The organism is Mycobacterium sp. 1245805.9, assembly GCF_001672915.1.
GTDB lineage: Bacteria > Actinomycetota > Actinomycetes > Mycobacteriales > Mycobacteriaceae > Mycobacterium.
The window spans coordinates 1-16,263 of the sequence record NZ_LZKR01000216.1 but is presented as its reverse complement, the minus strand read 5'-3'; the positions used below and the strand labels follow the sequence as shown (position 1 = coordinate 16,263).

General features: G+C 69.3%; 18 protein-coding genes. 11 read left to right on the top strand and 7 right to left on the bottom strand.

The features are described from left to right. Nucleotides 1-37: 37 nt before the first annotated feature. A complete protein-coding gene (locus A9X00_RS27410; protein ID WP_067160939.1) occupies nt 38-541 on the bottom strand; it encodes an Rv3235 family protein in 504 nt (167 codons plus the stop codon). Between the two features lie 210 nt (nt 542-751). On the opposite strand from A9X00_RS27410, the gene A9X00_RS27405 reads away from it, so the two are divergent. The 9 genes from A9X00_RS27405 to A9X00_RS27365 all read left to right on the top strand — a co-directional run bounded on the left by A9X00_RS27405 (nt 752) and on the right by A9X00_RS27365 (nt 8,664). Continuing rightward, nucleotides 752-2,170: a wax ester/triacylglycerol synthase family O-acyltransferase gene (locus A9X00_RS27405; protein WP_067160936.1), complete on the top strand. Its 1,419-nt coding sequence runs from the start codon at nt 752-754 to the stop codon at nt 2,168-2,170. A 54-nt stretch (nt 2,171-2,224) separates the two neighbouring features. Next, the gene (ppk2, locus tag A9X00_RS27400; protein WP_067160933.1) at nt 2,225-3,091 is read left to right on the top strand and encodes a polyphosphate kinase 2; all 867 of its coding nucleotides are present in this window, start codon (nt 2,225-2,227) and stop codon (nt 3,089-3,091) included. After that, nucleotides 3,091-3,603 carry a hypothetical protein gene (locus tag A9X00_RS27395; protein WP_067160928.1) on the top strand — a complete coding sequence of 171 codons (513 nt, stop codon included), beginning with the start codon at nt 3,091-3,093 and terminating at the stop codon, nt 3,601-3,603. The genes ppk2 and A9X00_RS27395 overlap by 1 nt, the downstream gene beginning before the upstream one ends. Nucleotides 3,604-3,699: 96 nt before the next feature. Beyond that, entirely contained in the window at nt 3,700-4,890 is a 1,191-nt protein-coding gene (locus A9X00_RS27390) for a ferredoxin reductase (protein WP_369830799.1), read from the top strand. An 87-nt stretch (nt 4,891-4,977) separates the two neighbouring features. Further along, nucleotides 4,978-6,258 (top strand): fatty acid desaturase, encoded by a 1,281-nt coding sequence (locus A9X00_RS27385; RefSeq protein ID WP_067160925.1) that lies wholly within the window; start codon nt 4,978-4,980, stop codon nt 6,256-6,258. Between the two features lie 55 nt (nt 6,259-6,313). Next, entirely contained in the window at nt 6,314-6,850 is a 537-nt protein-coding gene (locus A9X00_RS27380) for a hypothetical protein (RefSeq protein ID WP_067160922.1), read from the top strand. A gap of 71 nt (nt 6,851-6,921) precedes the next feature. After that, nucleotides 6,922-7,254 carry a DUF732 domain-containing protein gene (locus A9X00_RS27375; RefSeq protein ID WP_067160919.1) on the top strand — a complete coding sequence of 111 codons (333 nt, stop codon included), beginning with the start codon at nt 6,922-6,924 and terminating at the stop codon, nt 7,252-7,254. Nucleotides 7,255-7,301: 47 nt separating this feature from the next. After that, complete coding sequence (locus tag A9X00_RS27370) at nt 7,302-7,688, top strand: hypothetical protein (RefSeq protein WP_067160916.1); 387 nt, start codon at nt 7,302-7,304, stop codon at nt 7,686-7,688. Between the two features lie 4 nt (nt 7,689-7,692). Continuing rightward, nucleotides 7,693-8,664: a carbon-nitrogen hydrolase family protein gene (locus A9X00_RS27365; RefSeq protein WP_067160913.1), complete on the top strand. Its 972-nt coding sequence runs from the start codon at nt 7,693-7,695 to the stop codon at nt 8,662-8,664. Between the two features lie 21 nt (nt 8,665-8,685). Here A9X00_RS27365 and A9X00_RS27360 read toward each other — a convergent pair whose 3' ends face one another. The 3 genes from A9X00_RS27360 to A9X00_RS27350 are packed head-to-tail and all read right to left on the bottom strand — an operon-like array spanning nt 8,686 to nt 11,256. Then, on the bottom strand, nt 8,686-9,180 hold the full coding sequence (locus tag A9X00_RS27360; RefSeq protein WP_067160910.1) for a DUF302 domain-containing protein: 495 nt from the start codon (nt 9,178-9,180) through the stop codon (nt 8,686-8,688). Further along, nucleotides 9,173-10,051 (bottom strand): NAD(P)H-binding protein, encoded by an 879-nt coding sequence (locus A9X00_RS27355; protein WP_197515287.1) that lies wholly within the window; start codon nt 10,049-10,051, stop codon nt 9,173-9,175. Before A9X00_RS27355 ends, A9X00_RS27360 begins: the two co-directional genes overlap by 8 nt. A 23-nt stretch (nt 10,052-10,074) precedes the next feature. Next, nucleotides 10,075-11,256: a thiolase family protein gene (locus A9X00_RS27350; RefSeq protein ID WP_067160907.1), complete on the bottom strand. Its 1,182-nt coding sequence runs from the start codon at nt 11,254-11,256 to the stop codon at nt 10,075-10,077. Nucleotides 11,257-11,352: 96 nt separating this feature from the next. On the opposite strand from A9X00_RS27350, the gene A9X00_RS27345 reads away from it, so the two are divergent. Further along, on the top strand, nt 11,353-11,826 hold the full coding sequence (locus A9X00_RS27345; RefSeq protein WP_067161103.1) for a helix-turn-helix domain-containing protein: 474 nt from the start codon (nt 11,353-11,355) through the stop codon (nt 11,824-11,826). A gap of 74 nt (nt 11,827-11,900) precedes the next feature. On the opposite strand, the gene rsgA is transcribed toward A9X00_RS27345, so the two are convergent. Together rsgA and aroA are read right to left on the bottom strand one after the other, a co-directional pair. Continuing rightward, nucleotides 11,901-12,881, bottom strand: a complete 981-nt coding sequence (gene rsgA / locus A9X00_RS27340; protein ID WP_067160904.1) for a ribosome small subunit-dependent GTPase A — start codon at nt 12,879-12,881, stop codon at nt 11,901-11,903. Continuing rightward, nucleotides 12,878-14,161 carry a 3-phosphoshikimate 1-carboxyvinyltransferase gene (gene aroA, locus A9X00_RS27335; RefSeq protein ID WP_067160901.1) on the bottom strand — a complete coding sequence of 428 codons (1,284 nt, stop codon included), beginning with the start codon at nt 14,159-14,161 and terminating at the stop codon, nt 12,878-12,880. Before aroA ends, rsgA begins: the two co-directional genes overlap by 4 nt. Before the next feature lie 44 nt (nt 14,162-14,205). On the opposite strand from aroA, the gene A9X00_RS27330 reads away from it, so the two are divergent. Further along, on the top strand, nt 14,206-14,967 hold the full coding sequence (locus tag A9X00_RS27330) for an SOS response-associated peptidase (protein ID WP_067160898.1): 762 nt from the start codon (nt 14,206-14,208) through the stop codon (nt 14,965-14,967). Nucleotides 14,968-14,970: 3 nt separating this feature from the next. Here A9X00_RS27330 and A9X00_RS27325 read toward each other — a convergent pair. After that, a partial coding sequence (locus tag A9X00_RS27325; protein ID WP_067160895.1) for an HNH endonuclease signature motif containing protein occupies nt 14,971-16,263 on the bottom strand: 1,293 nt, incomplete at its 5' end.

The following is a 16,263-nucleotide window of genomic DNA, read 5'->3' as shown; positions in this document are numbered from 1 at the left end:
AGTAGCCCACCCACTAGCCCACCCACTAGCCCACCCACTAGCCGATGTGCAGGGCCACCATCTGCCAGCGGCCGCTGGGGGGCACCCGTTCCACGCGGCACGCGATGGCGTGGATCCGGTCCCCGCGGCTGTAGGACCCGAACACCTCGGCCGCGGCGTCGGGGTCGCGGCGGCCGGCGGGCTGCAGCCGCATCCGGCGCAGCACCGCCGCCCCGTCACGTCCGCGCGCGCGACCGGCCGCCGCAGCGCCGATCGCGACCACGGCGTCCACCAGGCCGGGCGCCAGCATCGGGCGCAGCTGCGCGGCGGGGCGGCGGCGGTCGACGACCTCCAGCACCCGGCGCAGCGCGGCGTCGGCGAACGCGGCCGCCTGGCGCATCGGCGCCGACGGTCTCGGCGGCCGGACCGGCAGCCCGGCCAGGGGCCGGCGGGGAGCACGCGCGCGGCGGCGCGGCGTCGGGTGGGGTGGCTGGCGGCACTCGGGGACGTCCCGCCTGGGCGGCTCGTAGTCGACGACGGGCGTCACGGCGAAAACGGTCAACGCGCACTCTCCATGGATCGGCCTGCTGGAGAGTGACAGACGGGGCTGGTAAGTCGTCATCATGGCACAGCTCGGCCCGGCGCGTATCCGCGCTCATCCACCGGGCGCGCACCCGCGCCGGGCCCCCGGCCGCCCCGACGATTACCGTGAGCGGGTACATCCGTTCACTCGAGGAACCGACGACGAATTGACCAGGAGGGACGCGCCGTCATGGTGACCCGGTTGTCCCCGGCGGACGCGTCCTTCTATCGACTCGAGAACACGGCCACCCCCATGTACGTGGGGTCGCTGTCCATCCTGCAGCGCCCGCGCGCCGGGTTGAGCTACGAGACGCTGCTGGCCACCATCGAACAGCGGCTGCCCCAGATCCCGCGGTACCGGCAGAAGGTCCGGGAGGTGCGGATCGGCACGGCCAGGCCAGTGTGGCTGGACGACAACGACTTCGACATCACCTATCACGTGCGGCGGTCGGCGCTCCCGTCCCCGGGCAGCGACGAGCAGCTGCACGAGCTGATCGCGCGGCTGGCCGCGCGGCCGCTGGACAAGTCGCGGCCGCTGTGGGAGATGTACCTGGTCGAGGGCCTGGCCAAGAACCGGATCGCGCTGTACACGAAGTCCCACCAGGCGCTGATCAACGGCATGACGGCGCTGGAGATCGGCCACGTCATCGCCGACCGGACGCGCCGCCCGCCGCCGTTCCCCGAGGACATCTGGATACCGGAACGCGACCCCGGTAACACCCGGTTGGCGTTGGGCGCGATCGGCGACTGGATCGCGCGGCCCGGCACGCAGCTGCAGGCGGTCGGGTCGGCGGTGGCCGGACTCGTGACGAGCTATGACGAGCTGCTCGAAGCGGGCCGCCGCGCCGTCGACATCGCGCGAGCGGTGGCGCGGGGCACCGCGCCCAGCAGCCCGCTGAACGCGCCCGTTTCGCGGCACCGCAGGTTCACCGTCGCTCGCGGCAACCTCGAGGACTACCGCGTCGTGCGCGCGCGCTACGACTGCGACATCAACGACGTGGTGCTGGCCGTCGTGGCCGGCGCGCTGGGCAACTGGCTGCTGTCCCGCGGCGTGGCGGTGTCACCGACCGCGACGGTGCGCGCGATGGCGCCGCTGTCCATCTACGCCGACAACGGCCTCGACTCGACCGGCCCGGGCCAGACGATCAGTCAGGTCACGCCGTTCCTGGTGGATCTGCCGGTGGGGGAGGCCAATCCGGTGGTGCGGCTGTCGCAGATCGCCCACGCCACCGAGTCCAACCCGACCGCCGGCAGCCTGGTCGACGCCCGAACCATCGTGACCCTGTCGGGTTTCGCGCCACCGACCTTGCACGCCATGGGCATCCGCGTCGCCACCGGCTTCCCGAGCTTTTCCAAGCGGACGTTCAACCTGTTGATCACCAACGCTCCGGGCGCCCAGTCGCAGATGTACATCGCCGGCACCAAGCTGCTGGAGACCTACGCCGTCCCACCGCTGCTGCACAACCAGGCGCTGGCGATCAGCGTGACGTCCTACAACGGCATGCTGTATTTCGGGATCAACGCCGACCGCGAGGCGATGAGCGACGTCGACTTGCTGCCCGGCCTGCTGAGCCAATCGCTCGAGGAATTACTCGAGGCGTCCAGATAGTCCCAAATCGTCTCGGGGAGTCAAAACCGCTGCTTAGCGATAACATTCGTTGCTATGAGCACCGCGGTAAACGATGGCGCCTCGGCGAAGCCGAAGAAGAACAAGTCGGGCCCGGGCGCCGGACCCAAGCTTTCCAACGAAGCCTATGAAGCCGAATTGTTCCGACTGCAAACGGAATTCGTGAAGTTGCAGGAGTGGGTTCGCGATACCGGCGCACGCGTGGTGGTGCTTTTCGAGGGTCGCGACGCCGCGGGGAAGGGCGGTGCGATCAAGCGGATCACCGAATACCTCAGCCCCCGCGTGGCGCAGATCGCGGCGCTGCCGGCGCCGAGCGATCGCGAACGCGGTCAGTGGTACTACCAGCGTTACATCGCCCATCTGCCCGCCAGGGGCGAAATCGTGCTGTTCGACCGATCCTGGTACAACCGCGCCGGCGTCGAGAAGGTCATGGGCTTTTGCACGCCGCAGGAGTACGTGTTGTTCTTGCGGCAGACGCCGATCTTCGAGCAGATGCTCATCGACGACGGGATCTTGTTGCGCAAGTACTGGTTCTCGGTCTCCGACGAGGAACAGCTGCGCCGGTTCAAGGCACGTCTCAACGACCCGGTCCGGCAGTGGAAACTCAGCCCCATGGACTTGGAATCGGTGTATCGCTGGGAGGACTATTCGCGCGCCAAGGACGAGATGATGGTGCACACCGACACCTCCAACAGCCCGTGGTACGTCGTGGAATCCGACAACAAGAAACACGCCCGGCTCAACATGATGCACCACCTGCTGTCCTCGATCGACTACCGAGAAGTCAAGCGGCCCAAGGTCAAACTGCCGGCGCGGCCGGTAGTGAGCGGCAGTTACCAGCGCCCGCCGCGCGAGCTGTCGAAGTACGTCGGCGACTACGCGGCCACGCTGGTCGGGAGCTGATGATCCAGGTCTACATCCCGGCCACGCTGGAGATGTTGCAGCGGCTCGTCGCCGACGGCTCCCTCTGGCCGGTCAACGGCACCGCGTTCGCCGTGACGCCGACGTTGCGCGAGGCCTACGCCGAGGGCGACGACGACGAACTCGCCGACGTGGCGCTGCGCGAGGCGGCGCTGGCGTCGCTGCGACTGCTCGCGGCCCACGACACCGGGGGAGCCGACACCGGGCTGCCACCCCGGCGCGCGGTGCTGGCGGCCGAGGTCGAGGAGGCCAAGTACCGTCCCGATCTCGACGACGCCGTCGTCCGCCTCGGCGCGCCGGTCACGCTCGACCAGGTGGTCGCGGCCTACGTCGACAACGCCGCCGCCGAGCCGGACGTCATCCGGGCCATCGAGATCATCGACGCCGCCGACCTGGGCGACGAGGACGCCGAGCTGATCGTCGGCGACGCGCTGGACCACGACCTGGCGTGGTATGCGAATCAGGAGTTGCCGTTCCTGCTTGACCTGCTCTGACGTCCGATGCGACGTCCGATGTGACGAAGCGCGGCTAGCTACGACACCGTAGGTTACGCTACCGTAGGTTTCGTGGAGCGTACCGAATCGGCGACAATGTTGGGCGTAAGCCAGACGCCGGCTAATGGGCAGGAGCTTCCGCTGGGCAGACGTAACCCATCGATCCGGGGCAACGTCGTCGACACCAAGCGACCCGTTGTGGCCGGCGCCGAGCGGCACCCCGGCTGGCACGCGCTGCGCAAGCTCGCCGCCCGCATCACCACCCCGCTGCTGCCCGACGACTACCTGCATCTGGCCAACCCGCTGTGGTCCGCGCGGGAACTGCGGGGCCGCGTCATCGAGGTCCGGCGCGAGACCGAGGACTCCGCGACCCTGGTGATCAAACCGGGCTGGGGCTTCAGCTTCGACTACCAGCCCGGCCAGTACATCGGCATCGGGCTGCTCATCGACGGGCGCTGGCGGTGGCGGTCCTACTCGCTGACCTCGAGCCCGGCCGAGACCTCCGGCTCACCCCGCACGGTGACCATCACCGTCAAGGCGATGCCCGAGGGATTCCTGTCCACCCACCTGGTGGCCGGCGTCGAGCCCGGGACCATCGTGCGGCTGGCCGCGCCCCAGGGCAACTTCGTCCTGCCGGACCCGGCGCCGGCGTCGATCCTGTTCCTGACCGCCGGGTCCGGAATAACGCCGGTGATGTCGATGCTGCGGACGTTGGTGCGCCGCAACCAGATTGGTGACGTCATGCACCTGCACTCGGCGCCCACCGAGTCCGACGTGATGTTCCGCGCCGAGCTGGCCGCGCTGGCCGCCGACCAGCCGGGGTACCGCCTGCAGGTGCGGGAAACCCGCAGCCAGGGCCGGCTCGACCTGGCGTCGCTGGACCACGAGGTATCGGACTGGCGCGAGCGCCAGACCTGGGCGTGCGGGCCGGAGGGCATGCTCAACCAGGCGCAGAAGGTGTGGTCGGCGGCGGGCATCGGCGACCGGCTGCACCTCGAGCGATTCGCCGTGTCCAAGGCGGCACCCGCCGGGGCCGGGGGCACGGTGACGTTCGCGCGCAGCGGTCGCGCCGTCGCGGCCGACGCGGCGACGTCGTTGATGGACGCCGGCGAGGGCGTGGGTGTGCAGATGCCCTTCGGCTGCCGGATGGGTATCTGCCAGTCGTGCGTGGTAAGCCTGGTGGACGGGCACGTCCGCGATCTGCGGACCGGCGCCGAACACGAGCCCGGAACCCGGATTCAGACCTGCGTGTCGGCCGCGTCCGGTGATTGCGTGCTCGACATTTAAAGATTACTCACAGGTAACCTACGGATTCGTAGGTTACGATAGCGTAGGTATTGCACCGACGACACGACCGTAGGGAGATGACGACGAGTGGCAATCACAGACGTCGACGTATTCGCCCATCTGACGGACGCTGACATCGATAGCCTGGCCGTTGAGCTGGACGCCATCCGCCAGGACATCGAAGACTCTCGCGGGGCGCGCGACGCCCGTTACATCCGCCGCACCATCGCCGCGCAGCGCGCGCTGGAGGTGGCCGGCCGGGTGCTGCTGGCCGCCAGCTCGCGACGCTCGGCGTGGTGGGCCGGGACCGTGACGTTGGCCGTGGCCAAGATCGTCGAGAACATGGAGATCGGCCACAACGTCATGCACGGCCAGTGGGACTGGATGAACGACCCGGAGATCCACTCCTCGACGTGGGAGTGGGACATGAGCGGGTCGTCCAAGCACTGGCGCTACACGCACAACTTCGTGCACCACAAGTACACGAACATCCTCGGGATGGACGACGACGTGGGCTACGGCCTGCTGCGCGTCACCCGGGATCAGCGCTGGAAGCGCTTCAACACCTTCAACCTGGTCTACAACACCATGCTGGCGCTGCTGTTCGAGTGGGGCGTGGGCCTGCAGCACGTCGAGATCGGCAAGATCGTCAAGAAGCGGATGGACAACGAGGACGCCCGCCAACGCATCGACGAGTTCCTCGCCAAGGCCGGCCGGCAGGTCGTCAAGGACTACGTGGCGTTCCCGGCGCTGACCGCGCTGTCGCCCGGGGCGACCTATCGCTCCACGGCGACGGCCAACGCGGTCGCCAACATCATCCGCAACGTGTGGGCGAACGCCGTGATCTTCTGCGGCCACTTCCCCGACGGCGCAGAGAAATTCACCAAGACCGACATGATCGGCGAGACCAAGGGCCAGTGGTACCTGCGCCAGATGCTGGGCAGCGCCAACTTCGAGGCCGGCCCCGCGCTGCGGTTCATGAGCGGCAACCTGTGCCACCAGATCGAGCACCACCTGTATCCCGATCTGCCGAGCAACCGGCTGCACGAGATCTCGGTCCGGGTGCGCGCGCTGTGCGACAAGTACGACTTGCCTTACACCACAGGCTCTTTCCTGGTGCAGTACGCCAAGACGTGGCGCACGCTGGCCAAGCTGTCGCTGCCGAACCAGTACCTGCGCGACGACGCCGACAACGCGCCGGAGACGCGCAGCGAGCGGATGTTCGCCGAATTGGAGCCCGGCTTCGCCGGCACCGATCCGGCGACCGGACGCCGGCGCGGCCTGAAGACCGCCATCGCCACCGTGCGGGACTGGCGGCGCGCCAAGAAGCAAGCGAGGCGGGGCCGCCGGGACGACCTGGCCGCCTGACGCTGCGCGTCCTAGTCTCGATGCGGGACCCCGCTCGGGATTAGAGAGGCAAGCGATGTTCGCAGCGTTCGGATTCGAAACCCTCGGTGTGGTCGTCGGGGACATGTACTTCGTCGACCCGCGCCCGCTCGCCGGTCAGGAGACGCCGGAACGGGGCGTCAGGCTGGAACTGCGCCTCGTCGACCGGGGCGAGCCGCAGGGATCGATCTACGCCGGCGTCCCGATCGCCTTCACCCGGCCGGTGTGGCGGGTGGACCTGTTCGGGTCCACCGAGAGCCCGCCGGGCACGCTGGACCGCGCGCATCATCATCCGCGTTTCGACGGCTGGGAACCGGGCCGCCGGAACTTCGTCCCCGAACTGACCGCCGACCCGGTGTCGTGGCTGGCCGGCCAGCTGGCCGACCCGGCCGCCGTGCTGGAGCGGGCCGGCGTCGACGTGGGTGAGGTCAGCGCGGCCGATCTGGCCGGGCTCGCCGCGACGGCCCCGGAGATCGTGGCCGCGGTCAAGCGAATGCTGGACGGCGTGCGCGACGGGGCGCTGGCCCCGGCCCCCGCCGAGCCCGTCGCCGCCGCCCGCACCGGATGGCTTTGATCCGTTTCGATTTGCTAGCCGCCAGGTTCCGGATAATCTAACTGCTGCCGCCCAGATTGAGGAGCCAGCAAATGAAGAAGACCGCACGCCTGACCGCCCCGCTCGCCGCCGTTCTGGGAGGTATCGCTGTCGTGGCCGCGCCGATCGCGAACGCCGACTCGTCGGATGACGCTTACCTGCAGACCCTGAAGGACAAGGGGATCAGCTGGTCCAGCGGCTCGGACCAGACGATGGTCCAAATCGGCCGCGCCGTTTGCACCGACTGGGCTCACGGGTTCACGTTCGAGCAGACCTTCGCCGATGCGAAACAGGGGCTCCCGCAATTGCAGGACACCTCGCTGGCCAAGATCATGGGTGCGGCGACCGGGGTTTACTGCCCGCAGTACTCCAGCAAGTTTGACTGAGCGAGCGCAGAGTCCGGCCGGCTGACCGGGTTTCGAGGGAGGCGCCCGTGACCTACCTGGGCAAGCCCTATTACCCGGTGTGGCTGGACAACCTCGCCGAGGACGTCACCTTGGAAGCCGCGGCGATGGACGGCACCGCCCACGGCGCCCAGGACGTTCGCTCCATCGTGGTGACCGCGCGCGAGGTGTACGACGACCAGCAGTTCAACTTCGCCGGGCCCGCCGGCGACCATGGCTTCGTCGAGGACTACACCTGCGAGATCCGCGGCGTGCGCACCCACGTAATCGTCTGGGTCACCTTCAACGCCGCGGGCCAGACGCAGCGGGTCGTGGTGAACCACCGGCCGCGCAGTGCGGTGCTGTCCTTCTCCCGCCTGATGCTCGAAAAGTATTCCGGCACCGCGCTTGCCAAGCATTGGCAAGGCACACCGTAGGGCGATGGCGAACGATCAGGCCACCGTCGCCTCGTCGACACTTCGTGTCGCGGCGATTCAGATGCTCGCCGAATTGGGCGATGTCGACGCCAACCTGGCGATGGCGCAACGCCTGGTTCGGGTCGCCTTCGAACGCGGCGCAAGCTTGGTCATCCTGCCGGAGCTGTTCGCCTCCGGCAACGCGTTCTTCCCCCACATGGCGTCGACGACTCGGGCGATCGACGGGTCGCCGGCCCAGTTGCTCGTGGACCTGGCGCGCGAGGGCAACGCCATCGTCGGCGGCTCGTTCCTGGCGTGGCGCGACGGCCACGTCTACAACACCTTCGTTCTGGCGCTGCCGGACGGAAGCACCCGCCGGCACGACAAGGACGACCCGACGTTCTGGGAGAACTGCTATTACGTCGGAGGCGACGACGACGGCGTTCTGCACACCCCCCACGGCGTCATAGGGGCCGCGCTGTGTTGGGAGTTCATCCGATCCAGGACGGCCGCGCGGTTGAAGGGAAAGGTCGACATCGTGGTGGGCGGTTCGGGATGGTGGGGCGGAAAGGACAGCGGCCGATCGGATGGCCCCTCGGCCGAGTTCGGCCTCGCCGTCATGAAAGCCGCGCCGAGCCGATTCGCCAGAATGCTTGGGGTGCCGGTGGTTCATGCCGCGCACGCCGGACGGTTCGTCGGGCGCTCCTGGCCCGATTCGGACGAGAGCTACCCGTCTCGCTACCTGGGCGAGGCTCAGATCGTCGACGGTAACGGCCGCATTCTCGCGCGGATGTCTCGCGACGAGGGCGAGGGCGTCATCACCGCCGACGTCACGCTCGGTCCCGTGTCGGGCGAGCCGGACCCGGTACCGGACAGCTGCTGGATCGCCGAGTTTCCCGACGCGGTCTATCGGCAATGGGAACAAGACCTGGACACCGGCCACCGGTACTACTTGTCGACGACGCTGCCCTACGTCCGAGCGATGTTCACGGGTTGAACTCGAGCCGCAGATTCATCGTCAGGCCGTTACCTTTTCGACCAGGGCCGCCAGCTTGGCGTCGAGCGCCTCTGCGGCGCTGAGTAATTCGGAGTTCGGCTCGACGACCATCAGCGACGACGGCTTGACGTAGGTCAGGCTGCTGCCGTCGCCCTCGTCGGTGAGCAGCAGCTCGACCGGGGCGAACAGGCCCGCGGTCACGTCGTGGCGCAGCATCGTGATCGCGATCAGCGGGTTGCCGAGGATGACCCGTAGCACCTTGCGGTCGATGCCGGCCTTGGTGATCCACGCGCCGTGGTCGAACAAATCGAACAGCATGAACCCGCTTGGCCCGACGTATTTTTCGACCTCCTGCTGAAATGATGCCCAGTCGTCATGCGTGTTGGCGATCTCGTTGATCGGCACCGGTTTGTCGCCGATGTCGGCCAGCAGCGCAGCGACCAGCTCGCCGAAACCCTTGGCGCTGTCGTGGCGGACCCGCACGCCGTCGAACTTGGTTTCGGTGCGCTCAGACATGTTCGGCCTCTCTGTCGTGGTCTCGTTCGAACATCGAGCGGTGGTCGGTGACGAAGTCCTCGATCGTGGTGAGCGGGCGGCCGATGATCTTGAGCGCCGCATCACTGACGCCGGCCAAGCGCCCTTGGCGTTGGTCGATCGCCACAGCTTCGAAGTGCCTCAGCTTGGCGGTGTCGTCGGGGATCCCGATAAGGTCCAGAAATGTTGTCGCGGTGACGCTTTCGAACTGAAGTTCTCGACCGAGGACGCGGCCGACCTCGGTAGCCAGTTCTTGGTGGCTGTACTCCGCCGGTCCGGTCAGGGTGTACGAGGCTCCGCCGTGGCCGCGGGGTTTGCTCAGGATGGTGGCGGCGGTCAACGCGATGTCTCGCGCGGCGATTGGGGCAAAGCGGCTGTCGGCGTCAATGGGCATGACATAGCGGCCGCCGCGGATCAAACCGGCGATGTACGTCAACCATTCCATGAAGAACGTGACCCGCAGGTTGGTGGTCGGGATCCCCGACCAGGCGAATACCTGCTCGGAGAGCCAGTGATTCTGCGTGGCCTTGCTCCGGGCCCGCGGTCGCGACTGAATGTGGCTCATGTTGACGATCAGCTCGAGGCTCTGCTCCCTGGCCGCCTGGGCGAACATCACCGCCGCCTCGACGAGTCCTTCACCGACCGGGAAATTGAAGTAGGCGCGCCGCACGCCGTCGAGTGCTGCGCGAACATCGCGGAGATTGAGCTGGTCGCCGAGGACAACTTCGGCACCGGCGTCGCGGAGGCGTTGAGCGCGTTCGTCGTCCCGGCGGACCATCGCCGTGACCGGCAGTCCGCGGTCGAGCAGGTACTCGACCATCGGACGGCCGGTATCACCGTTGGCGGTGGTCACCAGGATCCTTGTCACGGCCGCGCTCAGCCCAACCGCTCGATGATCGTCGCGTTGGCCATGCCGCCGCCCTCGCACATCGTCTGCAGGCCGTAGCGTCCGCCGCGCTGCTCGAGCGCGTTGACCAGCGTGGTCATGATGCGGGCGCCGCTGGCGCCCAGCGGGTGGCCGATCGCGATGGCGCCGCCGTTGACGTTCGTCTTGGCCAGGTCGGCGCCGGTGTCGTGCGCCCAGGCGAGGACGACGGGCGCGAACGCCTCGTTCACCTCGAACAGGTCGACGTCGGCCAGCGTCAGCCCGGCGCGGCGAAGCACCTTCTCGGTGGCGGGGATGACCCCGGTCAGCATGTACAGCGGGTCGGAGCCCACCACCGTGGTGGTGTGGATCCGCGCCAGCGGGCGCAGTCCGAGTTGCTTGGCGACCTCGCTGGTGGTGATCAGCACCGCGGCGCTGCCGTCGGACAGCGGCGAGGAGTTACCGGGCGTGATCTCCCAATTGATCTGCGGGAAGCGCTCGTTCATCGCGTCGCTGTAGAACGCCGGCTTGAGGGCGGCGAGCGTCTCGACGGTGGTGCCGGGCCGGATGATCTCGTCGGTGGCGAGCCCGGCGATCGGGGTCAGCTCGTTGTCGAACAGCCCCTCCTTGGTGGCGCGGGCGGCCTTGTCGTGGCTGGCCGCGGAGAACTCGTCGAGCTGGGTGCGCGAGAAGCCCCACTTCGCGGCGATCAGCTCCGCGCTGATGCCCTGCGGGACAAGCCCGTCGGGGTAGCGCAGGGTCATGTCCAGGCCCATCGGGTTGCTGCCGGGCAGCACCTGGGTGCCCATCGGGACGCGGCTCATCGACTCCACACCGGCGGCGATGACGATGTCGTAGGCGCCGGCCAGCACGCCCTGGGCGGCGAAGCTGATGGCCTGCTGGCTGCTGCCGCACTGGCGGTCGATGCTGACGCCCGGGACCGACTCGGGGAATCCCGCGCCCAGCAGGGCGTTGCGCGCGATGTTGGCGGCCTGGTCGCCGACCTGGGTGACCGCGCCGGCGATGACGTCGTCGATGCGCTCCGGGTCGACGCCCGTGCGGGTTACCAGTTCGCGCAGGCTGTGTGCCAGCAGGTCGGCCGGCAGCACGTCGTGCAGCGCGCCGCTGGCCTTGCCCTTGCCGATCGGGGTGCGTACCGCACCGACGATGACGGCGTCGCGGCCTTGAACCATGGCTCCTCCTTGAGACCGAGTAGCTAGGTATTACTAGCTGTACCCAGGTAAACATCTAGGTACACTAAAATCAACCCAGACCGGGAGGTGATCTACATGACATTCCTGCAAGGCGCGCTGGCCGACCGCGAGAAGTGGTCGGCGGTCGGTGAATGCGCGATCGAGAAGACCATGGCGGTGGTCGGCACCAAGTCCGCGATGCTCATCATGCGCGAGGCGTATTACGGCACCACCCGGTTCGACGACTTCGCCCGCCGGGTCGGCATCACCAAGGCGGCCACGTCGGCGCGGCTGGCCGAACTCGTCGAGCTCGGCCTGCTGCAGCGGCGGCCCTACCGCGAGCCCGGGCAGCGCGCCCGCGAGGAGTACGTGCTCACCCGGGCCGGCGTCGATTTCATGCCGGTGGTCTGGGCGATGTTCGAGTGGGGCCGGCGCCACCTGCCGGGCCGCAACCGCCTGCGGCTCACGCACGTGGGCTGCGGCGCCGAGGCCGGCGTCGAAATCCGCTGCACCGAGGGGCATCTGGTGCCGCCGGGCGAACTCGGGATGCGGCTGGCCAAGTCCGGTTGACCGGGCGCGAGGGTGCACAAATGCACGCCTATTACGGCGTGTCGCCGTACAAACACGCACCCTCGCCGGGCGTATCAGCTCTCGCGCAGCACCGCGAGCAGCCGGCGGGCCGCGGCCACGCGGCGAAGCGCCGGCCCGGACAGGGTGTCCAGCGCGCATTCGGGGTCGGCCGGCGGGCCCATGTGTCCGCAGCCCCGGGGGCAGTCGTCGATGGCCTCGGCCAGGTCCGAGAACGCGTCCAGCACGTCGTCGGGCCGGATGTGGGCCAGGCCGAAGGAGCGGATGCCCGGGGTGTCGATCACCCAGCCGGATCCTTCCAGAGGGAGGGCGACCGACTGCGTGGAGGTGTGCCGGCCCCTGCCGATCTCGGTGACCTCGCCGACCGCCCGATCCGCCTCCGGCACAAGGCGATTCACCAGGGTGGACTTGCCCACGCCGGAATGCCCGAGCAGCACGGTGATCTTCCCGGCGATCAGGCCGGCCACCGCGAGCAGCGGATCGTCGACGCCGGCGGCGACCACGGTCAGTTCCAGGTCCACGAACTGCTCGGCGAACGGGCCGGGCGGGGCGAGGTCGGTCTTGGTCAGGCACAGGATCGGCGTGAGGCCGCCGGCGTAGGCGGCGATCAGCGCCCGGTCGACCAGCCCGGTGCGCGGCGGCGGGTCGGCGAGCGCGACGACGATCAGCAGCTGGTCGGCGTTGGCGACCACGACGCGTTCGGTGGGATCGGTGTCATCGGCGGTGCGCCGCAACACCGTTCGCCGCTCGCCGCGGCGCACGATGCGGGCCAGGGTGTCCGTGCGCCCGGACAGGTCGCCGACCAGGTCGACGTCGTCGCCGACGACGATCGGCGTGCGGCCCAGCTCGCGCGCCCGCATGGCCGTGACTCGCCGATCGGGTCGGCCGCCCAGCACGCACCCCCAGCGTCCGCGGTCGACGCTGACCACCATGGCGGCCTCGGCGTCGGCGTGCTCCGGACGGGTCTTCGTTCGCGGTCGCGAGCCCCTGCCGGAGCGGAGCTTGACGTCGGACTCGTCGTAGTCGCCGGGCTTCAAACGCCGGGCCCCAGCATGTCGGCCCACAATCGCGGAAACTCAGGCAGCGTCTTGCCGGTGGAGCCGATGTCGTCCACCTCCACCCCGGGCACCCGCAGCCCGACGATCGCGCCGGCCATCGCCATCCGGTGGTCGGCGTAGGCGCGCCAGGTGCCGGCGTGCAGCGGTTTCGCGGTGATCACCAGGCCGTCGGGCGTCTCGGCGCAGTCGCCGCCCAGGCGGTTGATCTCGGCGCTGAGCGCGGCCAGCCGGTCTGTCTCGTGGCCGCGCAGGTGCGCGATGCCGGACAGGCGCGACACCGATCCGGGGGTGGCCAGCGCGGCCAGCGCCGCCACCGACGGCGTCAGCTCCCCGACCGCGCGCAGATCGACGTCAAAGCCGGCGTAGTCGGCCGACCCGCTCACCTCGAGGAACGAATCAGTTTGCGTCACAACGGCATTCATCTTGCCCAGGACGCCCAGGATGTCGCCGGCGGGTTGCACGCTGGTCGACGGCCAGCCCGTGATGCGCACCGTCCCGCCGCTGACCACCGCCGCCGCCAGGAACGGGACGGCGTTGGTCAGGTCGGGTTCCACCTCCCAGTGCCGGGCCGCGACCGCGCCGGCGGGCACCCGCCACCGGTTGGCAACGGAGTCGTCGACGTCGACCCCGGCCTGCCGCAGCATCACGATGGTCATCGCGATGTGCGGGGCGGACGGCACCGCCGCCCCGGTGTGCTGCACGGTCAGGCCCTCTTTGAACGAGGCCGCGGACAGCAGCAGGCCCGAAACGAACTGCGAGGACCCCGAGGCGTCGATGGCGACGGTGCCGCCCGCGACGGACCCGCCGCCGTGAACCCGGAAGGGCAGACCGTTGCCGTCGATCTTCACGCCCAAGCCGCGCAGGGCGTCCAGCAGCGGCGCGATGGGCCGGGCGCGGGCCTGCTCGTCGCCGTCGAACTCGACGACCGAATCGGCCAGCGCCGCCAGCGGCGGCACGAAGCGCAGGACTGTCCCGGCCAGGCCGCAATCCACCGTGGCGCCGGGCGCGGGGGCGATCCGGCCGCTCACCGTCAGGTCGGAGCCGGGCCCGTCGACGCGCAGGCCCAGGGTGCGCAGCGCGCCGATCATCAGGTCGGTGTCGCGGCTGCGCAGCGCGCCGCTGATGGTCGAGGGGCCCTGCCCCTGCGCGGCCGCCAGCCCCGCGAGCACCAGCGCCCGGTTGGTCTGCGACTTCGAGCCCGGAACCGTGACGGTCGCGCGCACCGGCGCGGTCGCTTGGGGGGCCGTCCACGTCGTCACCGCTACATCATCGCCTGTCGCCGCGCTCTGCCACCATGGAAGGTATGTGTGGGCGGTTTGCAGTCACTACCGATCCGGCCAAGCTGGCCGAGAAGATCAAGGCGATCGACGAGGCGACCGGGACCGCCCCCAACGCGCAGGCGCACAACTACAACGTCGCCCCGACCACGACCATCGCAACCGTGGTCACCCGGCACACCGAGCCCGACGACGACCCGACGCGGCGCGTCCGGCTCATGCGCTGGGGCCTGATCCCGCCGTGGGTCAAGGCCGGCCCCGATGGGGCGCCGGAGGGCAAGGGCCCGCTGCTGATCAACGCGCGCGCCGACAAGGTGACCAGCTCGCCGGCCTTCCGCTCGAGCGCCAAGTCGAAGCGTTGCCTGATCCCGATGGACGGCTACTACGAGTGGCGCGTCAATCCCGACCGCGACGGCAAGAAGTCCGCCAAGACGCCGTTCTTCATGTACCGCGAGGACGGCGAGCAGCTGTTCATGGCGGGGTTGTGGTCGGTCTGGAAGCCCGCCAAGGACGGTTCGCCGCTGCTGAGCTGCACGATCATCACCACCGACGCGCCCGGGGAACTCGCCGAGATCCACGACCGCATGCCGCTGGCGCTGCCGGAACGCGACTGGGACCGGTGGCTGGACCCGGACGCCCCCATCGACGAAGAGCTGCTCACCCGCGCGCCCGACGTGCGCGACATCCGGATGCGCGAGGTGTCGACGCTGGTCAACAGCGTGCGTAACAACGGGCCGCAGCTGCTCGAGCCGGTCGAGGAGCAGTCGGAGCAGATGAAGCTGCTGTAGCGGTCAGGCCGCCCCGGGACTGTCGTCGTCGTCCTCTTCCTTGTGGAACAGTCTTTCGGGGTGCCAGTAGCTGTTGGTGCGTGGTTGTCCGTGGTCGAGGTGGGGTGGGGGGATCCATTCGGTTTCGCCTCGGGTGTTGGTGCGGGTGGTCCAGCCCTGTTCGGCGAGGCGGTTGTCGGGTCCGCAGGCCAGGGTGAGGTCGTTGATGTCGGTGCGCCGGGTGGTCGTCCAGCCGGTGATGTGGTGGACCTGGCTGTGGTAGGCCGGGGCGTCGCAGCCGGGTTTGGTGCAGCCGCGATCTTTGGCGTAGAGCATGATGCGTTGCGCGGGTGAGGCCAGCCGCTTGGTGTGGTAGAGCGCCAGGGGTTTGGCGTCGTCGAAGATGGCGAGGTAGTGGTGGGCGTGGCCGGCCCAGCGGATGATGTCGGACATGGGCACCAGGGTGCCGCCGCCGGTGAGGGCCTTGCCGGTGGCGGCCTCGAGCTCCTTGAGTGTGGTCATCGCCACGATCGACACCGGTAGCCCGTTGTGGCTGCCCAGCTTTCCCGAGGAGAACAGGGCCCGCAGCCCCGCGAGGAAGGCGTCGTGGTTGCGCTGGGCGCACGTTCGGTGGTCGCGGCGCACCGCGTCCTCGTCGGGGGTGTCGTCGATGACGGGCGTGTCGTCGTCGGGGTTGGCCGCGCCGGGGGCGGCCAGCTTGGCCAGCAGGGCCTCGACGGCCGCGCGTAGTTCCGGGGTGATCAGGCCGGTGAGCCGTGACATGCCGTCGAAGTCCTGCTCGCCGAGGGTCAGGCCGCGCCGGCGGGCCCGGTGTTGGTCGCTGAACTCGCCGTCCGGGTGAAGCCAGTCCATGATCCGGCGGGCGTATTTGGCCAACTCGTCGGGCCGATACCCGCGGGCCTTTCGCGCCAGATCCGCCTCGGCGGCCTCCCGCGTCCCGAGGTCGACCTCGGTGGGTAGGTGGGTGAAAAAGCTGCGGATCACCTTCACGTGCCCATCGCCGATCAGTCCATCGCGTTGGGCGGCCGCCGTCGCGCCGAGTTGCGGCGGCAACGCCTCACCGGTCAGCGCCCGGCGCTCGCCGAGGTCCTCGGCCTCGGCGATGCGCCGCCCGGCCTCGGCCTTGGTGATCCGCAGCCGGTCGGCCAGCGCGCAACACAGGTTGCCGCCCAGCTCTGCCGGCGTGGCCTGCGCGTCGAGCTGATTGATCAGCTCGTGCTGGGGGGCGCGCAGCCGACGCGCCGCGCGTTCCAGCTGTTCGAGGGCGGCCAGTCGTTCCGGGGTGGTCAACACGTC